Source organism: Microcoleus sp. CAWBG27 (genome assembly GCF_020883145.1).
Classification (GTDB): domain Bacteria; phylum Cyanobacteriota; class Cyanobacteriia; order Cyanobacteriales; family Microcoleaceae; genus Microcoleus.
Genome location: NZ_JAHREU010000074.1, coordinates 12,598 through 34,554, shown reverse-complemented (window position 1 = coordinate 34,554; position 21,957 = coordinate 12,598). Strand labels below are relative to the sequence as shown.

Genomic DNA, 21,957 nt, shown 5'->3' with positions numbered 1-21,957 from the left:
TGGACTACTGGGTGATGTTGAGTCACCGAGATAATTGAGTATTTCTACTCATTTTTGTCTCGGATGATTCACTTTTCCCCCCTCAATCCCCCTATGTGCCAGTTGGGGGTGCGGAATGTGGGTTGTAGATGTTGAGCCTCTATTTCTGTGGCGAGTATGTTGAGGTTGCTCAAAGCATCAATGCTGATAGTGGCGATCGGACCTAAATCTTCCAGCCCTGCGATCGTGACTATCTTTTCAAAACTTGTGTAGTAGCACGTTATCCAGTCGCCGCACTGATGGTAGCGACGTAGCAAACCTGCCCTGACGGCGTCGCATAGCATTTTCCTGATATGACCCTTGCTGCGATCGAGGATTCGGCTGGCGGCTAACAGGGTGAAGCTTCCGGCACCGCTTCCCTTGTTTTGGCCGCCGTGCTTCTGGCGCGAGTTGTCGAAGCGGCGAGCCAGCAGCCAAATTGCTAGCGGGCGGCGAAAATGTTGATAAAGTCTCGCTGGAAAACGTACCAGATCTAGTTCGTCTTCCCCCTGGTATTCTGGTCTCCAGTTCTCGCACAACGCCAGCAGCCACTCTGGTGCTTGAACGGTTGACACCTCCAGTGGCGATCGCACCCAGTAATAAGGCTTCCCCGTCTGTGGGTGTATTGATGGTGGTAAAACACTCTGGGTGCCGAGCCATCTAAATTCCAAGCATTCCTCTTTGCCGTCGGAGTCGATCTCACCGGTAAGTATTTTTAGATTGCGGAGGCGGTGCCAACTGGTCTCTGGCACCAGAAATAACGCTCTTTCGTCACTTTCATGAGAGTAAATTCTCGAAGACACGACAGCAAAGGATCTCTTCCCAAATGCTCCTAACGCCAGCAAGGTGTTAGAAAATCGTTCCACAAAGCCATACCACATTAGCATTATCAAATTATGGTCAGATTTTTCCTTTCTTAGAGTGATGAAAGAGCGTTATGTAGTGCATCTATAATTTTTTCTGTATTTTCTCTGGCTTGATTTAATAGTCCTAAGTCCGTCGGATATTTAATATCTGCTGGCGCGCAGGTTGCATCTAATATTAATTTTCCTTGATTTTTGGGTTCACTTCTTTCTGATGATTCTTTTTCTACTTCCTCTCCTTGTACTTGGGTCTGGTCTTTGACCATTTTTTCATTGATTTTATTGACTAGGTTGATTCCTATTCTTTTCCTAAAATGAACTAACATGGATGAGTCGAATGGTGATTCATTACTATAGCCACTCAGACCTAGAAAGTATTGTAGGTATGGGTTTTCTCTTATTTGTTCTACTGTTTCGGCATCGCTAGTTCCCAATCTTTCTTTGATTATTAATGCTCCTAATGCCATACGAAACGATTTGGCGGGGGCTCCTGTTGAACAGGTGAAATTTTGGGCATATTCTTCTTCAAAATCTGACCACGGAATTATTTTTGCCATGATTACCCAACGATTATTCTTTGACAATTGTCCCTCGTGCAAGTAGGTCAAAGTTGGAAGGTTCTTTTGGGTTTGGGTCAAGTTTTCGGTACATGGACGAAAGTGATGCTGTGCATGGCTTTTGACTAATTTTACCTCATAGTCTTACACATTGTTAGTGCCGAATGCGAGTCAAAGCCTTTTCAGGCAAGGGTTTTAGGCTTATTCAGCAAGCCCTATATAGGTCTGTCATAGAAACCAGTATCCACAAAGGTTTTGGATTTTAAACTTATTTTTTTCATACCATGATTAAGCAACGCCAAAATTTCTAACAAACTATAAACGCCAAAAAACCGCTGCTTCTAGATTGGAACCCTACGACAGCGGTCTTTGGTACTAAACCCGCCTTGGAGGGCGGAGCTTTTAAATTCATGAATTCATCATATCCCAACGGGAAAATTTCTGCATCCGTAAATTCAATTTTCATCAACCCCAAACACCTCACCGAGTGGATGGAAGGTTCAGCCGTATCAGAAGCGATCGCCCGTCTCAACATCGAATCGCTAGCGGGCAAAGAACTCAACGAACGCATCCAACCCAAAGAACCAGTCAAAACAGGTGGCTGGTGGTGTCGTGGCGTGAACTGGCGAACAGGGTCAAGAATGGGGAATCGCTACGGACAAGCCAAACCAGATAGACCTCACCAGCCAGAAGGACAAAAGCCACGCAAGTACCTCACAGCCTCGGGGATGGAACCTGACGCGATACTTCTAGCCATGCCAGATAAGGATTACTGGCTCAAGACTCGCAACGACACCAGCGTTCCCCGGCACTGGACAGAAGGGGTAAAAAAAGCTGGAGCGGGATTGAGCATAGCTTTGGCGGTAATTGCGCTTACAGGCGTTTGGAATTGGGGAAAAGACGGTCAGTTAGCAAAAGAGGTCAGCGACTGGGCACAACCTGGAACCATTCACTACATAGACTTTGACTCGGATTTTGCCGAGAACCCATCTTGCCGTGCAGCCATTTTGAAATTTGGCCGCTTGCTGATTGAGCACGGGTGTGAAGTCCACATAACGGTTTGGGACAAGCAGTTCAAAGGCATGGATGACTTTATCAAAGCTAACGGGGCAGAAGCATTCAAGGAAGCTGTCGCGAACGCGCTAACTCTAGAGGAATGGGAGCGACAGCTTAAAAAAAGTGATCGCAAATCCGACACCGCAACTCCATCAGAAAAAATTGTCAGCCATCCAAAATTTGAGACCCCTGGCGTTGAAAATCTGAAGTCAGAAATTGACGAGCTGCTTAGCGAAGACTTGAAGCGCTCGCAACTCCAAATCAAAATCACTGGTCTAGCCCAAAAATATCGGATTCCCAGCTCTGATATTTTGAAAATCTACCGCGACAGGGAACAGGAACTAGAACAAGAAGCCGACGAAGAAGATGTAGTTACCGAGGTTGCGCGCTTATTATCTATCCAGAAGTCTCAAATTCGACTGGGCGAGGTTTTGCCTCCTAAATTGGCTGCCCCAATAGAAGAGTTAGCGGCGCGGTTAAACCTCCGGCCAGAGTGCTACTTGACAGCCCTACTTACTCAAGTATCCAGTTTGTTCAAGGTAGGAACAGAAGTATTGCTGTACCGTGGCTCCGACTACCGTTGCACCCCCAATTACTTCGCCGGCATCGTTGCAGAAAGCTCTCAGAAAAAATCACCAATTATGCGAGCCATTATCGATCGTCCGATGAAATCCTTGCGAGATAAAGCACGCAGCCAATACGAGAAGGCGTATGCAGAATATGAATCTGAGCTTGCAGCATGGAAAAGTGCCAAAGGAGATGATAAAGGTATTGCTCCAAAGCCACCGCGACAGAAGCTTTACTCATTTTCAAAGACCACCGGGGAGGGCATTCTATACCAAGTTGCCGAGCATCCAGACCAAGCTTTGATGTACCGCTGTGACGAACTTGCAGGTTTGTTCAAGTCTGCAAATCAATACCGTGGGGGCAAAGGTTCAGACGATGAGGACTTACTGGAATTTTGGAATGGCACGGGCAGCACTGTCCTGCGCGCTTCTGGTGTCAAAGCTGACTTAGACGGGCTTTTATTGAGTGTTTTTGGAACTATCCAGCCGGACGTACTCGCAACATTACTCAAGGATTGCTCCGACTCAAACGGTAAATTTGCTCGATTTGACTTTGTGTTTCAACCGCTAGCGGCCTCCAAGCTGTCCGAGGAAGATACCGGAAGCTTGGACATTGCGCCGATGCTCTCCGACCTGTACGCAAAAATTGACAGGCTGCCTGCCCTGAACTTGGAGCTAGACAGAGACGCGAAAAAATTATTTGTGGCTTTCTATAACGCCATTGAAGAGCAGCGGGTAGCCGAGCCTATGCAAGGATTGCGGGCAATGCTAGGCAAAATGCCTGAAAAAGTGGGCAAGATGGCCGCCATCATTCATACGTTGCGCTGTGTATTCACTGGCAGTCCTGTCGTGGCAAACATTCCCAAAAGCGCGGTAGAAGCTGCTATCAAATTTGTCAAATTTAGCTCTGACCAAATTGCCAGTCTTTACGCAGAGTTTTCCGATCGCAATGCGCTAGCCCCTAACCTGACCAAACTTATCCTACTGGCTGAGAGAAAAGGCGGGACGCTTTCAGCCCGAGAAGCTCAACGCACTTTTACATCTGGACACAAGGCTGTATCGGTTCAGCAAGTCCGAGAATGGTTTGCCGAACTTGAGTCAATGAATTTCGGGCAAGTAGCAGTAGTCAAAAAAACTGTTTCTTTTACTTTGACCACGCTGACAGTACCGACAATAGTCTCAAATACAGATAGGGAAAGGGTTGAGGTATCCGACAGTAGCGCTGACAGTCTACCGACATTTCCGACAGTAAATGAATCAACTGTCGGTAACTGTCGGAACAGTGTCGGCAATGTTGTCCGACAGTTAGAACCTTTAGCTAGAGAGGGTTTGATGACTACTGTCGGAAGTGTCGGAAACAATTGCACATCTTCTGAAAAATCAGAGGGTTTATTGCTGAGTTCTCTATCTACAAATCCCCTGAAGCCGGCCTCCAGGCCAAAAGAACCGAGGACTTTTGAGGTAGGTGATCGGGTGGTAGTTAAGGATGTCGGGGGCGTCTACCAAGGAGCGCGAGGTAAGGTTGTGAACAATATCTATTGCCTCGCCTCTGGTGACACTCATTTGGTCAAGTTCGATAAGCCTGTTAGAGGTATTCATCAAGGCGAGTTTGAACCTTCCGACTTGATGAAGCTGTAACCCCATAGCCCATCCCCCTTAGCTGGGGGATTTTTGTGTCTACAAGTTTTGTCTACAATGTGTTGACAGCGTAGACAGTCCCTACTATTGTATACAAATAACGTATACAGGTGTCTACAATGAGTCAAAGTCAAGTTGTATCGTTCAGAGCCTCTGGTCACTTCCTGAACTGGATAGAAGCTCAAAGACTAGGGCGTCGGTTCAGTAGAATATCTTGACAAAACCAACTAAAAATGATATGTGAATTGAAAAGCCTGTTAAATTCTGAAAATTAGGAAGAAGGAAGAAACCTTATGCGCCCTCCCTTATGGCATCCTCCAATCGAACTCTCAGAAACAGAAGCGTTGATTATCAAACGGATTAAACGAGCCAAGTTATTCACGTTTCTTCGACTGAACCGTTCATTCATATTTAATGATGAGTTTCAACAAGAACTTGCTACAATCTTTAAAGACAGCACAGTAGGTCAGGGTCCAGTTCCTCCTGCACAAATTGCTCTGGCAATTATTTTGCAAGCCTACTTAGGCATTTCTGATAATGAAGTAATTGAAGAAATGCTCATGGATCAACGTTGGCAGTTAGTTCTCGATTGTCTCAATTGTGAAACTCCCCCTTTTAGCAAAGCCACTTTGGTGAGATTCAGAAATCGCTTAATTAAAAAAGAACTAGACCAACGTTTAATTGACCGCACCGTAGAAATTGCCAAACAAAAAGGTGGATTTGGCTCATGTCAACTCAAAGCGGCTTTAGATTCTTCCCCGTTATGGGGAGCCGGTAAAGTCGAAGATACATATAATCTCTTGGGTCATGCTTTACGTAAGGCGGTGAGTATGATAGCTGCTGTGCAGGGGCGGGAGCCAGCAGAAATTGCCCTGGAAGCAGGTGCGCCAATTCTCAATAGTTCCAGCTTAAAAACGGCTTTAGATTAAAACTGGGATAACCCAGTAGAGCGTCAAAATGCACTCTTAATTATCCTAAACAGCTTAAATTCCGTATAAGAATGGATGAAAAGCAGGCCGGAACGTAATGAGTTTGAACTAGCCCAAGAGACTCTGGATGTTGCCCGAGTTATTGAATCCCAAAATCTGACTTTCGACTCACAAGGAGTTCCGAGTTTAAGTAAAGGGGGCGCCAAAGATCGTCGCATTTCTATTGAAGACCCAGATATGCGACATGGGCGTAAAAGCCGCTCTAAAAAAATAGATGGATATAAACGCCATGTTCTTAAAGATTTAGATAGTGGTGTAGTTTGTGCGGTGGCTTTGACACGCGCCAATACTCCAGAATCTAATGCTACAATTGACTCTTAACGTGACTTGAAATTTCAAAATATCCACCTAGCCGAGTTACATATCGATCGGGCTTATTTATCCAGTCATTGGGTGACACAACGGGATGATAAATTACAAATATTTTGCAAGGCGTGGCCGGTCAAAAATTCTGGACGGTTTGATAAAAATTCTTTTTTCCTTGACTGGGATACGCATTTAATTAGCTGTCCCAATCAGGTAAGTATCCCATTTCAACCGGGGAAAACTGTTCATTTTCCTCAGAATGAATGTGCAATTTGTCCTCACCGAGCTGGTTGCACAAATAGTAAAAGAGGACGGACTGTATCAATTCATCCTGATGAAGCGTTAATGCAAGAGTTGCGAGCACGTCAATCGACTGCTATTGGTCGCCAAGAATTGAGAAAACGTACTACAGTTGAACACTCTTTGGCTCATATTGGCCATTGGCAGGGGAATCGTGCTCGGTATATCGGGCAGCGGAAAAATCTTTTCGATCTACGGCGAGTCGCTGTTGTCCATAATCTTCATGTCATTGCTCGAATGGATAAGGTTCTGCCAATTAAACCGGGCGTAGAGTCTAACTCATTGACCGGGTAATTCCATATATCTGTTTTCTTGTCAACTCTTAATACTGAACCGACGCCCTAGACGGTGAGTCGGTTAGTCAAGCCGCGCAACGCATTCTCAAAGAAATATCAGGCACGTCTACAGTGTCTACAGATTCGTCTACACGAAGCAATGATAGCGTCGCGTCTACAAATATTGTAGACATTGTAGACAAAACTGTAAGTTCAAGTCTTGACCCCGTGATGGAGCGGATGGCCGCCATTGAGGAACGCCTGGGAAAATTGAGTGCCTGAGAGATGTGGGCGATGAATCTCTCAGGCAGGAATTGAAAGCGGCCAACAAGCAGCTAGCGGAATGGGACAAGGAACTCAATCAGTTACACGAGCGCAATGGTGACTTGGGTTTGGAAGTTCAGAATTTGAAGGAAGAACTTAGGGAAGCCAAGAGCGATCGCCATGAAAATAAAAAATCTGTTCCGACCATCGCAGAATTTCCAGAGCCGGCCGATGTGCTCAACCAGTTGAAAGCGCGACGTAAAAAGTCGAGGGCTGACTTGGCTGATATAGAGACTGTTTTGGAAATCCTCAGCACCTAAAAGAGCGAAAGATGAGCGGAAAACGTAAGTTTTAAGGGCGCAACAAACCTGAAACCTTTTATGTGCAAAGCATTGAGTGTAGTGCGGATAAAAGGACTTGAACCTTCACTCCTTTCGGAACCAGAACCTAAATCTGGCGCGTCTGCCAATTTCGCCATATCCGCATTTTGACATTTCAACATTATAACACACAACATAGCGATGAGTCAACATCCAAAAACCCGGTCATTTTTGCACGCCGGGTTTATTGAGTTATAGGCACAGCAATTTTCCGTATTTTTAACTCATTACTTAGTTTTGCCCGATCGCCTTCCAGGTGATTTCGTCAACCACGCCGTCAGCAGTCAAACCCTTATACTCCTGAAATTTCCTCACAGCCGTAGCAGTGCGAGCGCCAAAAATGCCGTCGATGGGGCCCGGATCGTAACCCTGCATTTCCAAACGCACCTGTAGCGTCTTCACCTTGGAACCGGCAGCACCTTTAGTCAGAGCAGTTGCAGGATTGCCGGGAACAGGATCGCTGTTCTCAATGGCAGCATTCCCCTGCAACTTTTCAGAAGCTGGCGCCGGATCTGCGGCTAAAGCTGTCCAAGTTTCTTTGTCCACGATGCCGTCGGAGTTCAACCGCTTAGACTGCTGAAAGGCACTGACAGCGGATGTGGTGCGAGAACCATAGGAACCGTCGATCGTCCCGATCGCGAAACCGTGAACCAGCAACCGCTGCTGTATGGCTGCAACTTCTGGGCCGTCTGCTCCTGCTGAGATAGTTTTTTCCTTTCTCACAGGCTTTTGCTCCCCTGCATAAAAAGGCTTGTTAAACATATCTCCTTGGGTAGTTGCCTCGGGCTGTACTGACGCACCCGGATCGGCGGGAGCTGTAAAGTCTCTGCGGTACTGTTCCTGCACAAAGGGTTTAGACTCGAAGGCTGCATTTGCCTTTTTAGTCAGCCCTGGAGCGAGCAGAGCGAGCACGCTGAAAATCGTAACAGTAGTTACACGCATAAGTTTTATCCTGTTGGTGAGGTTTGACAAGGTTTCCCTGTTTTCTATGTTTCTCAATCTCATTGTATTACCCGGATAGCTTTCTGAGAAATATAGTAGAATGCCGAAGCAAGTTCGGCCACCGATTCTGTAACCGATTTAACGGATGGTTTGAAGGTGATTTTTTGATTAACCCCGAAGAGGCAAACGACACAAAGGAAGTTCGGCAGCAGATGCCAGTAAAGGATGTAACGGATAGAAGAAGAAAGGAAGAAAGTCCTAACAGTTTCTGAGGATCCACCTGAAATCAAGGTATGTAGTTGCGCTTCAGCGCTCCGATCTATTAGAAGAGCGCTAAAGCGCAACAACGTACCTAATCGGTTTCTTAGCATCTAACCGAAGTCAAGGTATGTAGTTGCGCTTTAGCGCTCTTTCTTATAGATCGGAGCGCTGAAGCGCAACTACATACCTAATCGCTCGGAAGCACACTTTTTTGTCTCAACCGGCCCCTACAAACCAAAACTCCCCACTTATCGCTGTGCGTGCTCCTCCAGTAAAGCCTTCGCTCTCGGCTTGTAAATCAGATAAAACAGCGCTTCTATGTAGCGGAGCATATCTTCGCGGTTTTCCTTGGACGAGTAATTCCAAAAACCGTAAGTCCGGGCCAGAGTCAGCAGCTTGGTAGTGTGAATTTTCCAAGTATACGTGCTGTAAACTCTGTCAATTCCTCGCGTTGAAATTTCGTACCAATAGTTGGGATTCTGTTCGCATTTCGATAAAAAATCGAGAATTTCTTGGGCGGTTTCCTCGTGGTGGGTCGGGTTGATATAAAATCCATTTACCCCATCTTGAATGATTTCCAGCGGACCGCCAAACTGCGTCCCGAAAGTCGGAATCCCGGTAATCATTGCTTCGAGAATTGTCAAGCCGAAAGCTTCAAATAAGGCTGGCTGTACAAATATACCTTGGCCGTCGGCGATTACCCGGTAGATTTCGCCGGACAGGCTTTTGGACAGCCGCACTCCCAGCCAGCGAATTTTACCGTGCAGCTTGTATTGGTCGATAATTGCGTAAAGTTTTTTAATTTCTTCGGCTTCTTCGTAGTCTTCGGTTTCTTCGACTCTCAGCTTGCCGGCTACTAAAATTAAGTTGCATTTTGCTTGCAATTCCTCGCTTTTGCCAAACAATTCTGCTAAGCCTGTCAGGTTTTTAATGCGATCGAGCCTGGCCATCGAAAACAGAGGGCGCTTTTGCGGGTCGTCGAGTGTTCCGAACACCTGTTCCGGGTCTTCTAGGGTAAACAGCAGTTCGTTAAGCCGATCGCGATCGCCCTGCACCCTATCTTCGTTGCGCGTGTACGGAAAGTATACACTTTCGTTGACTCCCGGCGGCACGACATTAAATTTTGGGCTGAACAGTTCAATGCCGTTGACGACGTGGTACAAATCCGGCATGGTAAAACAATTGTACGATTCGTACTGCCCGACACTATCCGGTTTGCCGACAATCTCTTGATAGGTGCTGCTGACAATACAATTAGCCGCATTCATGGCAAGGATATCGGCAGTAAATTGCAGGGCAAAATGGTATTTATCTTCAGATTCTTGCCAGTACAGATTGCTAAACAAATATTTAGATTTTTCCAGGGCGTGGGCAATATTGCACTGAGTAATTTTGAGTTTTCGCGACAGCAAAAACGCCACTAAATTGCCGTCAGAATAGTTGCCAATTATGAAATCTGGCTTGCCCTGAAACTCTGCCAGTAGTTCTTTTTCAGCATCGATCGCGTAAGTTTCCAAATAAGGCCAAATCTCGAACCGAGAAATCCAATTTTGAGTCAATTTAGGATTGAACTCCCGGAAGGGAACCCGCAAGATCCAAGCATTTTCTGTGCCGTGAACTTTTTCCAAACGTTCGTTGCAGCGCGTGCCATCACTGTTTGGAATTAACCTGGTGAGAATAATTACTTTTGGTTTTACACCTAAACTATCGAGACCGGCAAGATGAATGTCTTCTTGCAGTTGTCTCTCTAAATTCTTCGCTTGATCGAGCACGTAAACTACTTGACCGCCCGTATCCGGACGCCCCAAAACTCCTTCTTGACCGAACCAGCCGTGAGGAGAAACTAGGACGATTTTGAAAATCATCGGAATCCGAGAAATAAATGCTTCTAGGGTTTGGGGATCGGGGGAATCAATTAATTCGTCGAGAATTCCTAGAGTTTCCTGCACGCGGGCTGCGGTATTTCCCCAACCTGCGTCCAAACCCATCATTTGCAGGACAAATTTAAATCTCTCGTAGGGTTCATCTTCAGAAAGTTCGCTGACAAAGGTGAGGGCTTTTTTGACTTGTTCTGAAAGTTGTTCTTGAGATTTTATGCGATCGTTAATTAGTAATTGTACGCCGTTGTAGCGGTGAATCCGCAAGAAATCAAATAGAGTTTCCTGCCACTGTTTGGAGTCTTGAAACAGTTTGCTGGAGAGGTAGCGGTTGAGGAATTGCACTCCTTTGCCGATGTTTTTGGGGTCGCGAATGGAGGGGGAATAGTCGTAAAAAGGGCCGAAATCTAGTTCGAGGATGTCGCCTTCTTGGGGGTGAAAGTGGTTGACAAAGCGATCGCGCACGTCGAGCAATTCTTGCACTGTCATCGGTTCCAGTGTCAAGTCATCTCCAACTCGCACTATTTCCATTGTCGCAATTTTGGGTCGCAGCAGGACGCAAAGACTGCCTGGTTCGAGAATAATTTCCTGAACGTAGTAAATCAGTTTGCTCAAATGAGAGGATTGATGAAACTGTTGGGGCTTTTCGTATTTGGTGCAGTAGGCGGCAAAAGCGCTAACTATATCGTTTCGCAGTAAATATTTGTTTCCCAAAGCCCGCAAATCGCTGGCAAATTGCCGCAAGTCGGTTTTTTCGTCGCTGCCAATAACAGCCTCAAAGAGTTCAGACATAGATACTCCCTTTTTTGAGATTTTTGATTTTCGCTCTAAAAAAGGGCGATACTGTATTAGTACCGCCCTTTTTTTAGGCGCCTACTTTTTTTAATCTCATTTTAAAGTCTGCAATCGGAAATTACTCTCCCTCAAATGACATAAAATTCTCCGTATTTGTGGCGAATGTAGCGCACAAACGGATCGATAGTTAAAGGTGAACCGGTGACGCGATCGATCAATTCGACGGCAGTGTATTTGCGGCCGTGGTCGTAGATGTTTTGTTTGAGCCAGTCGTGGAGTACGCTAAAGTTTCCCTGTTCTATTTGTGCGGGGATTTCGGGATGGTTTTTGAGTGCAGTTTCATAGAATTGAGCGCTCATCAAGTTGCCGAGGGTGTAACCTTGAAACATTCCGCCGATCGTCCCAACATACCAGTGAACATCCTGCATCGCGCCGTCGCTGTCGGTAGCGGGGACAACGCCGAGGTCTGTTTTATAGCGATCGTTCCAGGCTTCGGGGAGGTCTCGCACTGCTAATTTGCCTTCTACCATTGCCAATTCTAGGTCAAAGCGGATCGCGACGTGGAGGTTGTAGGTTACTTCGTCAGCATCGGTGCGGACGAGCGATCGCGAGACTTTGTTAATGGCGCGGTAAAATGCGTCTGGGGATACTGCGCCCAACTGCTGCGGAAATAGGCTTTGCAATTGCGGGTAAAAATACTGCCAAAAACCGCGGCTGCGCCCGACTAGATTTTCCCAAAGCCGCGACTGGCTTTCGTGCACGCCGGAGGAAATGCCACCAGCGAGTAGTGTACCTTCAAATTCCGGGGAATTTCCGAGTTCGTAGAGGCCGTGTCCGGCTTCGTGGATGCTGCTGAAGAGGGCTTGATCGAGGTGATCTTTGTAGACGCGGGTGGTGATGCGCACGTCGTCTATGGAGAAGTTGGTCATGAAGGGGTGCAGGGTGGTGTCCTGCCGTCCGCGCTGGAAGTCATACCCCATGAGTTGTACGACTGTGCGGGTGAATTCTAGCTGTTGAGCTTCGGAGAAGTTTTGGTGCAAGCAGGAGTCGTCAGCGGGAGGTTGTGAGGTGATGGCTTCGACTACGGGTACTAATTCTTGACGCAGTTGGGCGAACAGCGGGCGCAGCAGGGATACTTTCATGCCGTAGTCGCTGCGATCGATCAAAGGATCGGCAATGTGTTCGTATCCGGGGAAAAAGTCGGCGTACTGCCTGCTTAATTCTAAGGTTTTTTCGAGATATGGCTCGACGGCTGCGAAGTTGTTGGCTGCTTTGGCTGTAGCCCAAACTTCGTAGCAGTCGGCTTGGTGGCGGCAGAGTGCGGACATGAAGGTGGCGGGGACTCTGGCGGCACGATCGTAATCTCTGCGGGCGATGCGGATCAGGCTAGCTGGGGTAGAGTCATAGGGGAGGGTTTGTTCGTAGAAACGCAAGTCTTCTAGGAGTTCACCAATTTTGGGATCGGTAAATTTTTCGTGGGATATTTGTTTGAGAGTTGCCAACTGACGCCCTCTAGCAGTTGCACCTTTAACGGGCATATAAGTCGCCTGATCCCAATGCAACAGTGACGAGGCTGATTCGATGTCGGTAACTTCGCTGAGATGCGCTGCGAGTTGAGCGAATTTTGCTTGAGTTTTGTCTAGGGTTTGCATGATTGGGGTTTGTGGTGCTGTTTTGCCTACAAAGGTTGCAGTGCGGCATCGATATCCATCAATCATTGCTACCCTGAAATCAAGCTAAAAACCGCACTTCTTCCCGTATTGTACGCAATTTAGAGTCATTCTGGCATAGTTTTCGGTATTTTTCCGGATTTAGTTCGATCGCCTTTGATAAGTTTTGGATCGCTTTCTGAATGCTGGTTGCTACAGCTTTGGGGCTGTTTTTGCGATCGCCTGCTGCTTTTTCTAGGGCGTAGACGCAAGCTTTTTGATAGTAAAGATTTGGATCGTCGGGTGTGATGGCGATAATGCGATCGTAGGAAGCGATCGCTTCGGTAAAGCGTTCGATTTTTTTGAGGGCGACAGCGCGGTTGTACAATGCTTCGATGTTGTTGGGCTGCAACTCTAAGGTTTTGTCCCAGGAAGCGATTGCTTCTTTAAAGCGTTTTAAGTTGACTAAAGCTAAGCCGCGGTTGTACCAAGTTTCGCTATCATCTGGCTTGAGTTCGATTGCTTTGTCCCAGGATGCGATCGCGTCTTTAAATTTTCCCATTTGGGCGAGCGCCGTGCCGCGTTTGTTCCAGACTTCGGGGGAATTCGGGCGCAGTTGCAGAGTTTTGTCGTAGGAAGCAACCGCTTCGGAGTAGAGTTTTTCGTCGGCTAGGGCTAAGCCGCGGTTGTACCAAGCTTGATGCAAGTCTGGTTTTAGTTCGATCGCTTTGTCGTAGGAAGCGATCGCGGCTGCATTTTGCCCGGAGTGTTTCAGCGCAAATGCCTTGTTGTACCAAGCTTCCGAGTAGTCTGCTTGAATGGCGATCGCCTTGTCGTAGGATGCGAGGGCTTCTGAGAATTTTTCTAAGTTAACGAGGGTGTTGCCGCGGTTCGTCCAAGCTTCGTGATAGTCTGGCTTGAGTTCGATCGCCTGTTCGTAGGAAGCGATCGCTTCTGAGAGTCTGTTGAGCTTCCGCAACACGTTCGCGCGATTGTACCACGCCTCTGCATTTTTTGGTTGAATTTTTAATGATTTGTTGTAAGCCGAGATCGCTTCGGGTAGCTGTCCCAACTTTCTGAAGGCTACGCCTTTGTTGTACCAAGCTTCGTGAAATTTTGGTTCGAGTTCGATCGCCTTAGACCAAGATTCGAGTGCTGCGGACAAGCGTCCCATTGCTTCTAGGGCGTTGCCGCGATCGTACAATGTTTGAGCGTTTTGAGCGTTGGCTGATATGGATTTTTCCTCAGAGTCGATCGCTTTTTCTCTGTTAGCTAATTTTTGCAAGGGTTTTCACCTCAGTATGTAAAATTGTGGCTTTTTCTTTTATATGCGATGTTTTTCGCCATCTGCCATCTAATGGTGGCGATTGTACCTTAATTTTGTTATTGTTGACAATCTTACCTAAATTGGAGAACTTTTGCAATTTTTTATCGTTGAATTCTAAGTAATTTTGTCGGCGGTGTTGATTTGGATGTATGGATTTTTACTAAAATTGTTCGGGAATTGCGTAGAAGAGTGGAAAGGGCGATCGGCAGTTGACAGTTGACCTGGGACAGTAGGGGCGGTGCCCCCGTGCCCGCCCTCTTCTCTTAATTGACAGTTGACTGTATGTTAAAAGCATAAATGACTGCGATCGGCAGAAACCCGATTTTTCAAACAAACCGGGTTTTTGAGCATTTATTCGGAGTTAAATGCTATCTGGATCGATGTTTAATTCACGCAGTTTAGCAGCTAAACGCTGAGCAATTTGCTCTGCTTGTTCGGCCCTTTGATTCGCTTGTTCGGCCCTTTGAGACTCTTGTTCAGCCCTTTGAGCTTCTTGTTCAGCCCTTTGAGATTCTTGTTCAGCCCTTTGAGACTCTTGTTGTAAGCGCTGACGATCCAATAACCTCTCTGCTTCTAATTCCCCATAGGAAAGAAACTTTTCTCCATTCGGTTTATAAATTTCTAACCCATCTTCTCCCAGCTCAAATCTCACACCCAATCTCGGGCTAATCCATCCTTCCATCGGCTCAATAACTTCTAAATCTCCCTCAATTCTTTGCCAACCTTCCAACTCATTTCTTTCTGGATCGTAAAGATAATACTCCTCAACTCCATAACGCTGGTAAAATGAAAGTTTCTTATTCATTTTAGTGTTACTGTCGTTATGAGAGCGAATCTCAAAGACGACTTGAGGGCAAATATTATCTTCTCGATGTTGTATGTAGGAAGGGCGATCGCCCTTTGGCCTGCCAAACACCACCATCGTATCAGGTGCTTGAGAGATATCGATTCTCCCCTCAACAGGATACCAGAGTAAATCGGCGGCTACAAAGACATTTGGGTCATCCTTAAACAGCGATTCGCAACCTTCTTTGATTTTAACAATTAATTCGTATTGAATTGTGCTTTCCGCCATTGGTTGACCGTCGCTGGAAGGATAAATGATTTCTGCGGTTGTGACTTGCATAGCGGTTGTCTCCGAGAAGTATCTAATTCAGGACTTACTCATATCTGCCATCAGTGACTTAGAAAATTGCAAAGCTTTTCAGCAATTTGAGCTTGTGTATCTAATGACAATTCACCCAACTCACGCTGAACAACCACTGTAGAAACAGTCACCAATTGATGCAGCCTGATCGCAGATGGCACGCGCAACCCCGAAGCAAGAAAGTCGGGATGAGAAGCATCTAATACGACATCTGTTTCCAGTAGATTTGTTGGCACGCGACTTGTAATATAAGCAATAATAACATGACGCCTCGCTCCCAAAGGGTTAGTCAAACCAACTGCTGGACGTAGCTTGTTTGCCGATAAATCATCATAGGGAAACGGTACTAGAAAAATCTTACCCTTGGTCATGGAATGGTTTACCGTCAGCTATGGTATAAATGTCTTCTTCTGGGTTGAGAATCGAACCAAAGTTAGGATCGATCGCTACTGTTTTAATCCATTCTGAGTCGTGGAATGGGAAGCCATCAGCTAAAGTGTAGATATCTTCCGCTGAGTCTCTCATAGAATCAAAGGCCCGATTGCAGATCGCAGCTTTTAGCCATTCATATTCTTCTAGTTTTGCTTTGTTAATGAGGGCAGCTTCTAATGCTTCCAGTCGCTTCAAATCTGCATAAGTAATGATAGCAGCGATCGCCCTTCCTTCCTGTTCTATGACGATTCGTTCTCCAGTATCCTCGACACGGGCGATGAGTTCGGGAAATCTGTCATTGGTTACGGTTACATTTAGTTGAGTCATCTTTTACCTCGCTATTAATTATTTTATCAAACTATCTATCCTTGAATCAAGGCTTGAAACCGAGTATCAGATCGCAGACTGTCAAAATCCGAGTCAGTTTTTGCCATTTCTCGGTATTTGTCAGGATTTAGGGCGATCGCTTGCTGCAAATTCTGAATCGCTTCGTCAATCTGACTGTGCAACGCATAGCAGCAAGCTTTACTATAAAATGCTTCGTCTTTATCTGGTTTGAATTCTAAGGCTTTGTCGTAGGAGGCGATCGCTTCTTCCCATCTTCGTAATTGACCCAGTGCATAGCCCCGATTGTACCAGGCTTGGTGAAAACCTGGTTTAATTTCTAAGGCTTTGTCGAAGGAGGCGATCGCTTCTTCAAGCCTGCCTAAATTACCCAGTACAATGCCCCGATTGTACCAGGCTTCGTGTTTATCTGGTTTGATTTCTAAGGCTTTGTCGTAGGAGGCGATCGCATCTTCAAGCCTGCCTAAATTACCCAGTGCAATGCCCCGATTGTACCAGGCTTCGTCTTTATCTGGTTTGATTTCTAAGGCTTTGTCGTAGGAGGCGATCGCTTCTTCTAATCTGCCTAATTTACCCAGTACATTACCCCGATAGTACCAGGCTTCTTCATCATCTGGTTTGATTTTTAAGGCTGTATCGTAAGACGTTATCGCCTCTTCTCGCCTGCCTAATTTACCCAGTCCATTACCTCGATAGTACCAGGCTTCGTGTAAATCTGGCTTGATTTCTAAGGCTTTGTCATAGGAGGCGATCGCTTCTTCTAATCTGCCTAATTTACCCAGTACATTACCCCGATAGTACCAGGCTTCTTCATCATCTGGTTTGATTTCTAAGGCTTTGTCATAGGAGGCTATCGCTGCTTCTAATCTGCCTAATTTACCCAGTACATTACCCCGATAGTACCAGATTTCGTGTAAATCTGGTTGGAATTCTAAAGCTTTGTCATAAGAGGCTATCGCTTTTGCATATTGTTCGGCAGAGGCGTATAATAAAGCTTGTTCGTTAAACAATTCAGCTTTTTGTTCTGGTGTTTGTCCATCCTCATCAATTAAACCTTGAATCCTGACCAATTCGCGTTTCCGTGCTTCTGGAGTCAAAGCTAGATATTCTTCTAACTTCGCTCTTTCCGCACAAGCTTGCATTGATTCTGCTTGCAACAAGTCTTTATCCATCGAAAACTTAATTAAGCTCGATCGCCAATCAAAAAAGTCCGGCGCGCGATGAATAAAATATTCAATAGCGAACTTAGGCAAAAGAAAAACAAAACAAATTTTAAAATTATCTAGAAAACGCTCTCGCTGCTGGTTGATATTCATTAAAACAGGTGGCACTCCCCGCCAACTGTAAGAATAAATATCCTTGCTTTCCCATCCGATCGCCCTTTTTTCTCGTTCGTATTCATCAAACGAATATTCTAAGCCTGTCACAAACAAAATATTAATTTCATCTCGTTTTGGCAACTCTTCAATTAAATTATAAAAATTATAAACCGACTCATTCAGCGGCAACACCTCAACCTTTTTCCGAGGGAAATCTGCTTGAACTTTCGCAATCAATCGTTTCCCCTCCGACGGCACACACTCCACAAACAACAACCGGAAACCATTTGTCCGTCTGAGAGTGCGTACCAGAGATTCATATTCTTCCTCCGGTGTTGCTGGCGGTAAATCTTCGTCCCAATCAATAATTTCTGCTGTCATGGCTCAAGTTGTGCAACTGCTTCCTTAAATTCCAGAATGCCTTTAATTAGCGGGTGAACGTTATACCAATTCTGCATTTCTTCTTCTTCATCATAGTATCGATATTCCAAAATACAGCGGTTAAATAGCAAATCGCGGTGCTGTTTGTCATTAAGTATCCGGTGAGAGACAGATACTTTCGCTAAAATTGACCATTCTTCTTTGTTAACGGTTCTTCTATAAATATTCCGCAAGTTCGTAATTGCCCTTTGCGCTGCTTTTGCAGTAATTGGCAAATCTTGGGTACGATTTATAGCTTCTTGCAACATCGACAGCAAATTCCTGACGTGTCCCCCACTCATCAAACACAGCTTTTCTAGTGTTTCTCTGTTTTCAAACCATTGTGTTTCCAATTCTAGAGATAAATTGGGTTCGACTTGTTTCACCCGTTTCTCAACCACCTGTTTCATTTTAGCAAGTCCCGCTTGATTAACTTCACCGCTGGGATTGTTTACCATAATCATCGGCAGCACTTGCGGAGCATTATTATAGTTATTGCTCAGATCGGCCGCGCGATTGGAATGCACCATCGAAATTGGTACTGTATAAACGATGTGACAATCTAAAGCTTTGAGTTGTTCGCTGCGGTCTAAAAAAATTTCGTCGAGATTGCTGCGTTCTCCTCCGTCTTTAGAAAACTGCACGATCTTATCTAAATTATCCGCAATTATTGCCAATTGCGAATATTTGTCGGGCAACCTTTTTTTAGCATTCCGAATAAACTGATTCAGCGCCTCAATCAGCGTGGTAGTGTGAGGATTAACTTTTTCTCTAATTTTTTGGCGCAGACTAGGTTCGGTTCTCACATTCGCCGTCAGTTTAGCAAACTGAGCAATTTGCATTTCTAAGCTCAATGTTTCAAAAGATACTTCTGTCAAGGCTAAATCTTTTAAATCGTTCCAGCGGTTTTTCATCCAATCGAGTAAAGGTTTTGAGTCCGCATCTTTAATTGCTTCTAATAAATGTCTGGTACAAGCCAGCAAAATATCTGTATATTCCGTATCTTCGGTATTGATATCTTGTTCCTCTGCCGCGAAATAAACTACAAAATAACCTTGTTCTTTCAAATACTGTTCTAGTCGCCGCAATTCGGTTGATTTTCCTGCACCAAAATGTCCGGCATACAACTGACAAGTTATCTCTTGGGAACGCTGAATATTGAGGCCTAAGTCTACGGTAATATTGTCATCTCCTCGCACTTCCCGACAGTCAACATATCGCGGATCGCCTGCTGGTAAAGGATAATATGGGTTGCAAGCATTGAAGAGGTTTGTTAGTAATTTTTCGGAATCTTGAGTCATAATTATATCCTTTTTTGATAACGATCTAGTATGCGATCGCGACTTACCCACTTCGAGCAAAGAAACCGGGTTTTTACCGAATCTACCGACTACAATAAAGTCTTTTCATAAAAACCCGGTTTCTGAACTGATCTTAGTCCGCAGAGTCGCTAGTTCAGTTTATCGTTGGGTGGGGGCGGGTTTTTGAGATTGCTAGTTGAGTGGCAATTATTGTTGGTGAACCCGCCCCTACGAGATGTGGGGAATGATATTTTACCCTACTTTTAGGCTTGGTATTTTTTCAGAATGGCGACTTTTTCGGGGAAGATGTCGATCGCCATTTTGTCATCAAATTTAGTAGCCAGCGATCGCCTCACCTCGCCCAAAAACAGCGGCTGAGACAGACCAGGCTCGGGATGTACCACCGTCCGAACCCGGATTGTCATGTAATCTCTTCCGCTTCCCGATCGCCCTGGAGAGTACAAATCCGCAGCCACTTGTCGCATTGTGGCTTCTAACTCCGAGTCGGTAATTGAAGGTGGCACGGTAACTACAGTTTGGGCGCCACCAGTATCGTAAACTAAAGAATAGCGCACTGCACCGGGAATTTCTGTGCGCGAAAACAGTCCTAAACCGAGACCGAATATACTCAGAGCAATGACGGCCATAAAGCTGCTCACTCCTACCAGTCGGAAGCGAAAACCCCATTTGAAAATAAATGCTACGATTGTTAAAACAAACAAGGCTGCTGTTAGAATTCCCGCCCATTGAGCGTACATTAAAAGGTTAGAATTTACGTTCATTTGATTGCTTAGTTATTGGTTATTGGTTATTGGTTGTTAGTTGTTAGTTATTGGTTATTGGTTGTTAGTTATTGGTTGTTGGTTGTTCGTTGCTATTAGAGGTGACAATTAACAAATAACAAATAACAATTAACAAATAACAATCAACAAATAACAACTAACTCTTTCTGCTCACAAGCAAATAAGTCATCATATCACCTTTTCCTTTCACAGAAATCACGCCGCGCTCCTCAAAAACATATTTATTCCGCAGGCGCTCGTAGGTGGCAACTGTCACCTGAATGCCGCCGGGAATGCCTTGAGATTCCATCCGGGAAGCTGTATTTACTGTGTCTCCCCACAAATCGTAAGTAAATTTTTTAGTGCCGATGACTCCGGCTTCTACGGGGCCTGTGTGGATGCCGATGCGGATGCTGAGCGGCTGTCCTCCCTTGGTGCGGATTGTCGCCATTGCTCCTAGGATGTCGATCGCCATTTCTGCAATGCTTTCGGCGTGGTTGTCGCTTACTTTTGGCAAACCGCCAACCACCATATAAGCATCGCCGATCGTCTTAATTTTCTCAAGTCCGTAGCGCTCGGCTAACTCGTCAAAAGCTGAAAAAATCTCGTTGAGCAATTCCACCAACTCCGCTGGCGACAAATGAGCCGAAAGCTTGGTAAAACCAACCAAATCGGCAAACATGACAGTAACTTCCGCGAAACTGTCGGCGATCGTATTTTCTCCTTCTTTGAGGCGCTGCGCGATCGGGCCTGGCAAAATATTCAGTAGCAAACGCTCGGACTTTTCCTTTTCCTCGGCCAACTCCCGCAGATAAGTTTGTTCCTTATCCCGCAGCCGCTTCTTTTCCAGACAGGCACTAATCCGAGCCTTGAGCAATACGGGATTGAAAGGTTTAGAAAGATAATCCTCCGCCCCCAATTCAATACAGCGGACAATACTGTCGATATCGTCCACCGCCGAAATCATAATCACTGGGATGTGGCGCAACTGCTCGTCTGCTTTCAGATGTTCCAGAACTTGATAGCCGTTCATTTGTGGCATCATAATGTCCAGGAGTACCAAATCAAAAGGCTCACTACGCATCAGTGCCATAGCTTGGAGACCATCTTCAGCAACAGTCACCGCGTGGCCTTGACGCTGAAGTCGGCGGGCCAGCAAATCGCGGTTTACCTCATTATCGTCAACAACCAGGACGCTGCCGTCGTCAGTTTTCATTGCATGGCCTCTTTCAGAAGCATTTCGATTTTACTCAAAAGTCGCGGAAATTCCACAGGTTTGGTGTCGTAATCGTCGCAGCCCGCCGCCAAACACTTTTCACGATCGCCCGCCATAGCGTTAGCCGTCAGCGCAATCACCGGAATCATTTTAGTTTCGGGATCCGCTTTAATTTGCTGCGTTGCTCGCCATCCGTCGAGCACCGGCAGGCTCATATCCATCAAAATCAAATCCGGTACTTTTGTCTTCGCCATCGATACCCCCTCAGCGCCATCAACAGCAATCGATACCTCATACCCTTTGCGGGCGAGGCGCCTCGAAAGCATATCCCTGTTCATTTCGTTATCTTCTACCAACAGGATTTTAGCCATTGCTTGCCTCCTTTCCCAGAAAATACTCGGATTTTGTCTGTTCCTTGGTGAACTTCTGCAAAAAGGAGCAGGAAGAATCTTGTAGGTCTAAATCCAGTTTTTGGGATGGCGATGAGTTGCCTGTCTGCAATGCCAATAAGCCAGCTACTTACCAGTTTTATGGTAGGCGACTTAAGCATGGATGGTATCGGAGTAAAGAGGGACATTTGATTAATGCTGACGCACAAGGCGCGGCGAATATCGGACGCGAAATTCAGTTGACGGTTGACGGTTGATGGTTGACGGTTGACGGTTGGTAGGGGCCCTGCCTTGAGTGCCCACCCTTTTATATCGTGTCCGATCGATTGACTGCAATAACTAAGGTTCGTAGTGTGGACTTTAGTCCGCAACATACTGCGGACTAAAGTCCACACTACGAACGGTTTTTGTGATGGTAATCGACCGGACGTGATATTACTGGTTGACAGTTGACCGCTTCAGAGTGACCTCTAGCTTAAAGGAAGACGATTGGAGTAATGAATCGTCTGATTTTAATTTTTCCCTACAAGGGTTGCGGTTTTA

16 protein-coding genes, 1 tRNA gene and 2 pseudogenes are annotated in these 21,957 nt (G+C 45.8%); 4 read left to right on the top strand and 15 right to left on the bottom strand.

Going from position 1 to position 21,957, the window contains the following annotated elements:
- Positions 1-68 precede the first annotated feature (68 nt).
- Together QZ938_RS28105 and QZ938_RS28100 are read right to left on the bottom strand one after the other, a co-directional pair.
- Entirely contained in the window at positions 69-905 is an 837-nt protein-coding gene (locus QZ938_RS28105) for a bifunctional DNA primase/polymerase (RefSeq protein ID WP_293354904.1), read from the bottom strand.
- 47 nt (positions 906-952) lie between these two features.
- Positions 953-1,532 (bottom strand): annotated as a pseudogene (locus QZ938_RS28100) (transposase); the annotation flags it as partial.
- A gap of 316 nt (positions 1,533-1,848) precedes the next feature.
- On the opposite strand from QZ938_RS28100, the gene QZ938_RS28095 reads away from it, so the two are divergent.
- The 4 genes and pseudogenes from QZ938_RS28095 (at position 1,849) to QZ938_RS28080 (ending at position 7,152) form a co-directional block, all read left to right on the top strand.
- Positions 1,849-4,698, top strand: a complete 2,850-nt coding sequence (locus tag QZ938_RS28095) for a DUF3987 domain-containing protein (protein ID WP_293354907.1) — start codon at positions 1,849-1,851, stop codon at positions 4,696-4,698.
- Positions 4,699-4,991: 293 nt separating this feature from the next.
- Positions 4,992-6,587, top strand: a pseudogene (locus tag QZ938_RS28090) (IS1182 family transposase).
- Between the two features lie 113 nt (positions 6,588-6,700).
- The gene (locus QZ938_RS28085; protein WP_293158132.1) at positions 6,701-6,850 is read left to right on the top strand and encodes a hypothetical protein; all 150 of its coding nucleotides are present in this window, start codon (positions 6,701-6,703) and stop codon (positions 6,848-6,850) included.
- A gap of 5 nt (positions 6,851-6,855) precedes the next feature.
- The gene (locus tag QZ938_RS28080; RefSeq protein ID WP_293158134.1) at positions 6,856-7,152 is read left to right on the top strand and encodes a flagellar alpha dynein; all 297 of its coding nucleotides are present in this window, start codon (positions 6,856-6,858) and stop codon (positions 7,150-7,152) included.
- 82 nt (positions 7,153-7,234) lie between these two features.
- Here the strand turns inward: QZ938_RS28080 and QZ938_RS28075 are convergent.
- The 13 genes from QZ938_RS28075 to QZ938_RS28015 form a co-directional block, all read right to left on the bottom strand.
- A tRNA-Leu gene (locus QZ938_RS28075) sits at positions 7,235-7,316 on the bottom strand.
- 127 nt (positions 7,317-7,443) lie between these two features.
- Positions 7,444-8,154, bottom strand: coding sequence for a peptidoglycan-binding protein (locus QZ938_RS28070; protein ID WP_293354910.1), 711 nt, complete (start codon positions 8,152-8,154; stop codon positions 7,444-7,446).
- Between the two features lie 509 nt (positions 8,155-8,663).
- Positions 8,664-11,084 carry a sucrose synthase gene (locus tag QZ938_RS28065; RefSeq protein ID WP_293354912.1) on the bottom strand — a complete coding sequence of 807 codons (2,421 nt, stop codon included), beginning with the start codon at positions 11,082-11,084 and terminating at the stop codon, positions 8,664-8,666.
- A gap of 131 nt (positions 11,085-11,215) precedes the next feature.
- On the bottom strand, positions 11,216-12,739 hold the full coding sequence (locus QZ938_RS28060; protein ID WP_293354945.1) for a carboxypeptidase M32: 1,524 nt from the start codon (positions 12,737-12,739) through the stop codon (positions 11,216-11,218).
- A gap of 79 nt (positions 12,740-12,818) precedes the next feature.
- Positions 12,819-14,021: a tetratricopeptide repeat protein gene (locus QZ938_RS28055; RefSeq protein WP_293158143.1), complete on the bottom strand. Its 1,203-nt coding sequence runs from the start codon at positions 14,019-14,021 to the stop codon at positions 12,819-12,821.
- Positions 14,022-14,424: 403 nt separating this feature from the next.
- A complete protein-coding gene (locus tag QZ938_RS28050) occupies positions 14,425-15,189 on the bottom strand; it encodes a Uma2 family endonuclease (RefSeq protein WP_293354915.1) in 765 nt (254 codons plus the stop codon).
- A gap of 50 nt (positions 15,190-15,239) precedes the next feature.
- Positions 15,240-15,581, bottom strand: a complete 342-nt coding sequence (locus tag QZ938_RS28045; RefSeq protein WP_293158149.1) for a type II toxin-antitoxin system PemK/MazF family toxin — start codon at positions 15,579-15,581, stop codon at positions 15,240-15,242.
- The gene (locus tag QZ938_RS28040; RefSeq protein ID WP_293354918.1) at positions 15,568-15,969 is read right to left on the bottom strand and encodes a type II toxin-antitoxin system Phd/YefM family antitoxin; all 402 of its coding nucleotides are present in this window, start codon (positions 15,967-15,969) and stop codon (positions 15,568-15,570) included. The genes QZ938_RS28045 and QZ938_RS28040 overlap by 14 nt, the downstream gene beginning before the upstream one ends.
- A 35-nt stretch (positions 15,970-16,004) precedes the next feature.
- Positions 16,005-17,687 carry a tetratricopeptide repeat protein gene (locus QZ938_RS28035; RefSeq protein ID WP_293354921.1) on the bottom strand — a complete coding sequence of 561 codons (1,683 nt, stop codon included), beginning with the start codon at positions 17,685-17,687 and terminating at the stop codon, positions 16,005-16,007.
- The gene (locus tag QZ938_RS28030; RefSeq protein ID WP_293354924.1) at positions 17,684-19,027 is read right to left on the bottom strand and encodes an AAA family ATPase; all 1,344 of its coding nucleotides are present in this window, start codon (positions 19,025-19,027) and stop codon (positions 17,684-17,686) included. The genes QZ938_RS28035 and QZ938_RS28030 overlap by 4 nt, the downstream gene beginning before the upstream one ends.
- Before the next feature lie 263 nt (positions 19,028-19,290).
- Complete coding sequence (locus QZ938_RS28025) at positions 19,291-19,809, bottom strand: Ycf51 family protein (protein WP_293151685.1); 519 nt, start codon at positions 19,807-19,809, stop codon at positions 19,291-19,293.
- Positions 19,810-19,966: 157 nt separating this feature from the next.
- A complete protein-coding gene (locus tag QZ938_RS28020; protein ID WP_293354927.1) occupies positions 19,967-21,025 on the bottom strand; it encodes an adenylate/guanylate cyclase domain-containing protein in 1,059 nt (352 codons plus the stop codon).
- Positions 21,022-21,396, bottom strand: coding sequence for a response regulator (locus tag QZ938_RS28015; protein ID WP_293151691.1), 375 nt, complete (start codon positions 21,394-21,396; stop codon positions 21,022-21,024). Before QZ938_RS28015 ends, QZ938_RS28020 begins: the two co-directional genes overlap by 4 nt.
- Between the last annotated feature and the right edge of the window lie 561 nt (positions 21,397-21,957).

Bases quoted from the DNA above. Each gene is read 5' to 3' on its own strand.
- QZ938_RS28070 (WP_293354910.1), bottom strand. From the start codon at position 8,154: ATGCGTGTAACTACTGTTACGATTTTCAGCGTGCTCGCTCTGCTCGCT.
- QZ938_RS28105 (WP_293354904.1), bottom strand. From the start codon at position 905: ATGCTAATGTGGTATGGCTTTGTGGAACGATTTTCTAACACCTTGCTG.
- QZ938_RS28095 (WP_293354907.1), top strand. From the start codon at position 1,849: ATGAATTCATCATATCCCAACGGGAAAATTTCTGCATCCGTAAATTCA.
- QZ938_RS28015 (WP_293151691.1), bottom strand. From the start codon at position 21,396: ATGGCTAAAATCCTGTTGGTAGAAGATAACGAAATGAACAGGGATATG.
- QZ938_RS28065 (WP_293354912.1), bottom strand. From the start codon at position 11,084: ATGTCTGAACTCTTTGAGGCTGTTATTGGCAGCGACGAAAAAACCGAC.
- QZ938_RS28025 (WP_293151685.1), bottom strand. From the start codon at position 19,809: ATGAACGTAAATTCTAACCTTTTAATGTACGCTCAATGGGCGGGAATT.
- QZ938_RS28050 (WP_293354915.1), bottom strand. From the start codon at position 15,189: ATGCAAGTCACAACCGCAGAAATCATTTATCCTTCCAGCGACGGTCAA.
- QZ938_RS28035 (WP_293354921.1), bottom strand. From the start codon at position 17,687: ATGACAGCAGAAATTATTGATTGGGACGAAGATTTACCGCCAGCAACA.
- QZ938_RS28030 (WP_293354924.1), bottom strand. From the start codon at position 19,027: ATGACTCAAGATTCCGAAAAATTACTAACAAACCTCTTCAATGCTTGC.
- QZ938_RS28020 (WP_293354927.1), bottom strand. From the start codon at position 21,025: ATGAAAACTGACGACGGCAGCGTCCTGGTTGTTGACGATAATGAGGTA.
- QZ938_RS28060 (WP_293354945.1), bottom strand. From the start codon at position 12,739: ATGCAAACCCTAGACAAAACTCAAGCAAAATTCGCTCAACTCGCAGCG.
- QZ938_RS28045 (WP_293158149.1), bottom strand. From the start codon at position 15,581: ATGACCAAGGGTAAGATTTTTCTAGTACCGTTTCCCTATGATGATTTA.
- QZ938_RS28040 (WP_293354918.1), bottom strand. From the start codon at position 15,969: ATGACTCAACTAAATGTAACCGTAACCAATGACAGATTTCCCGAACTC.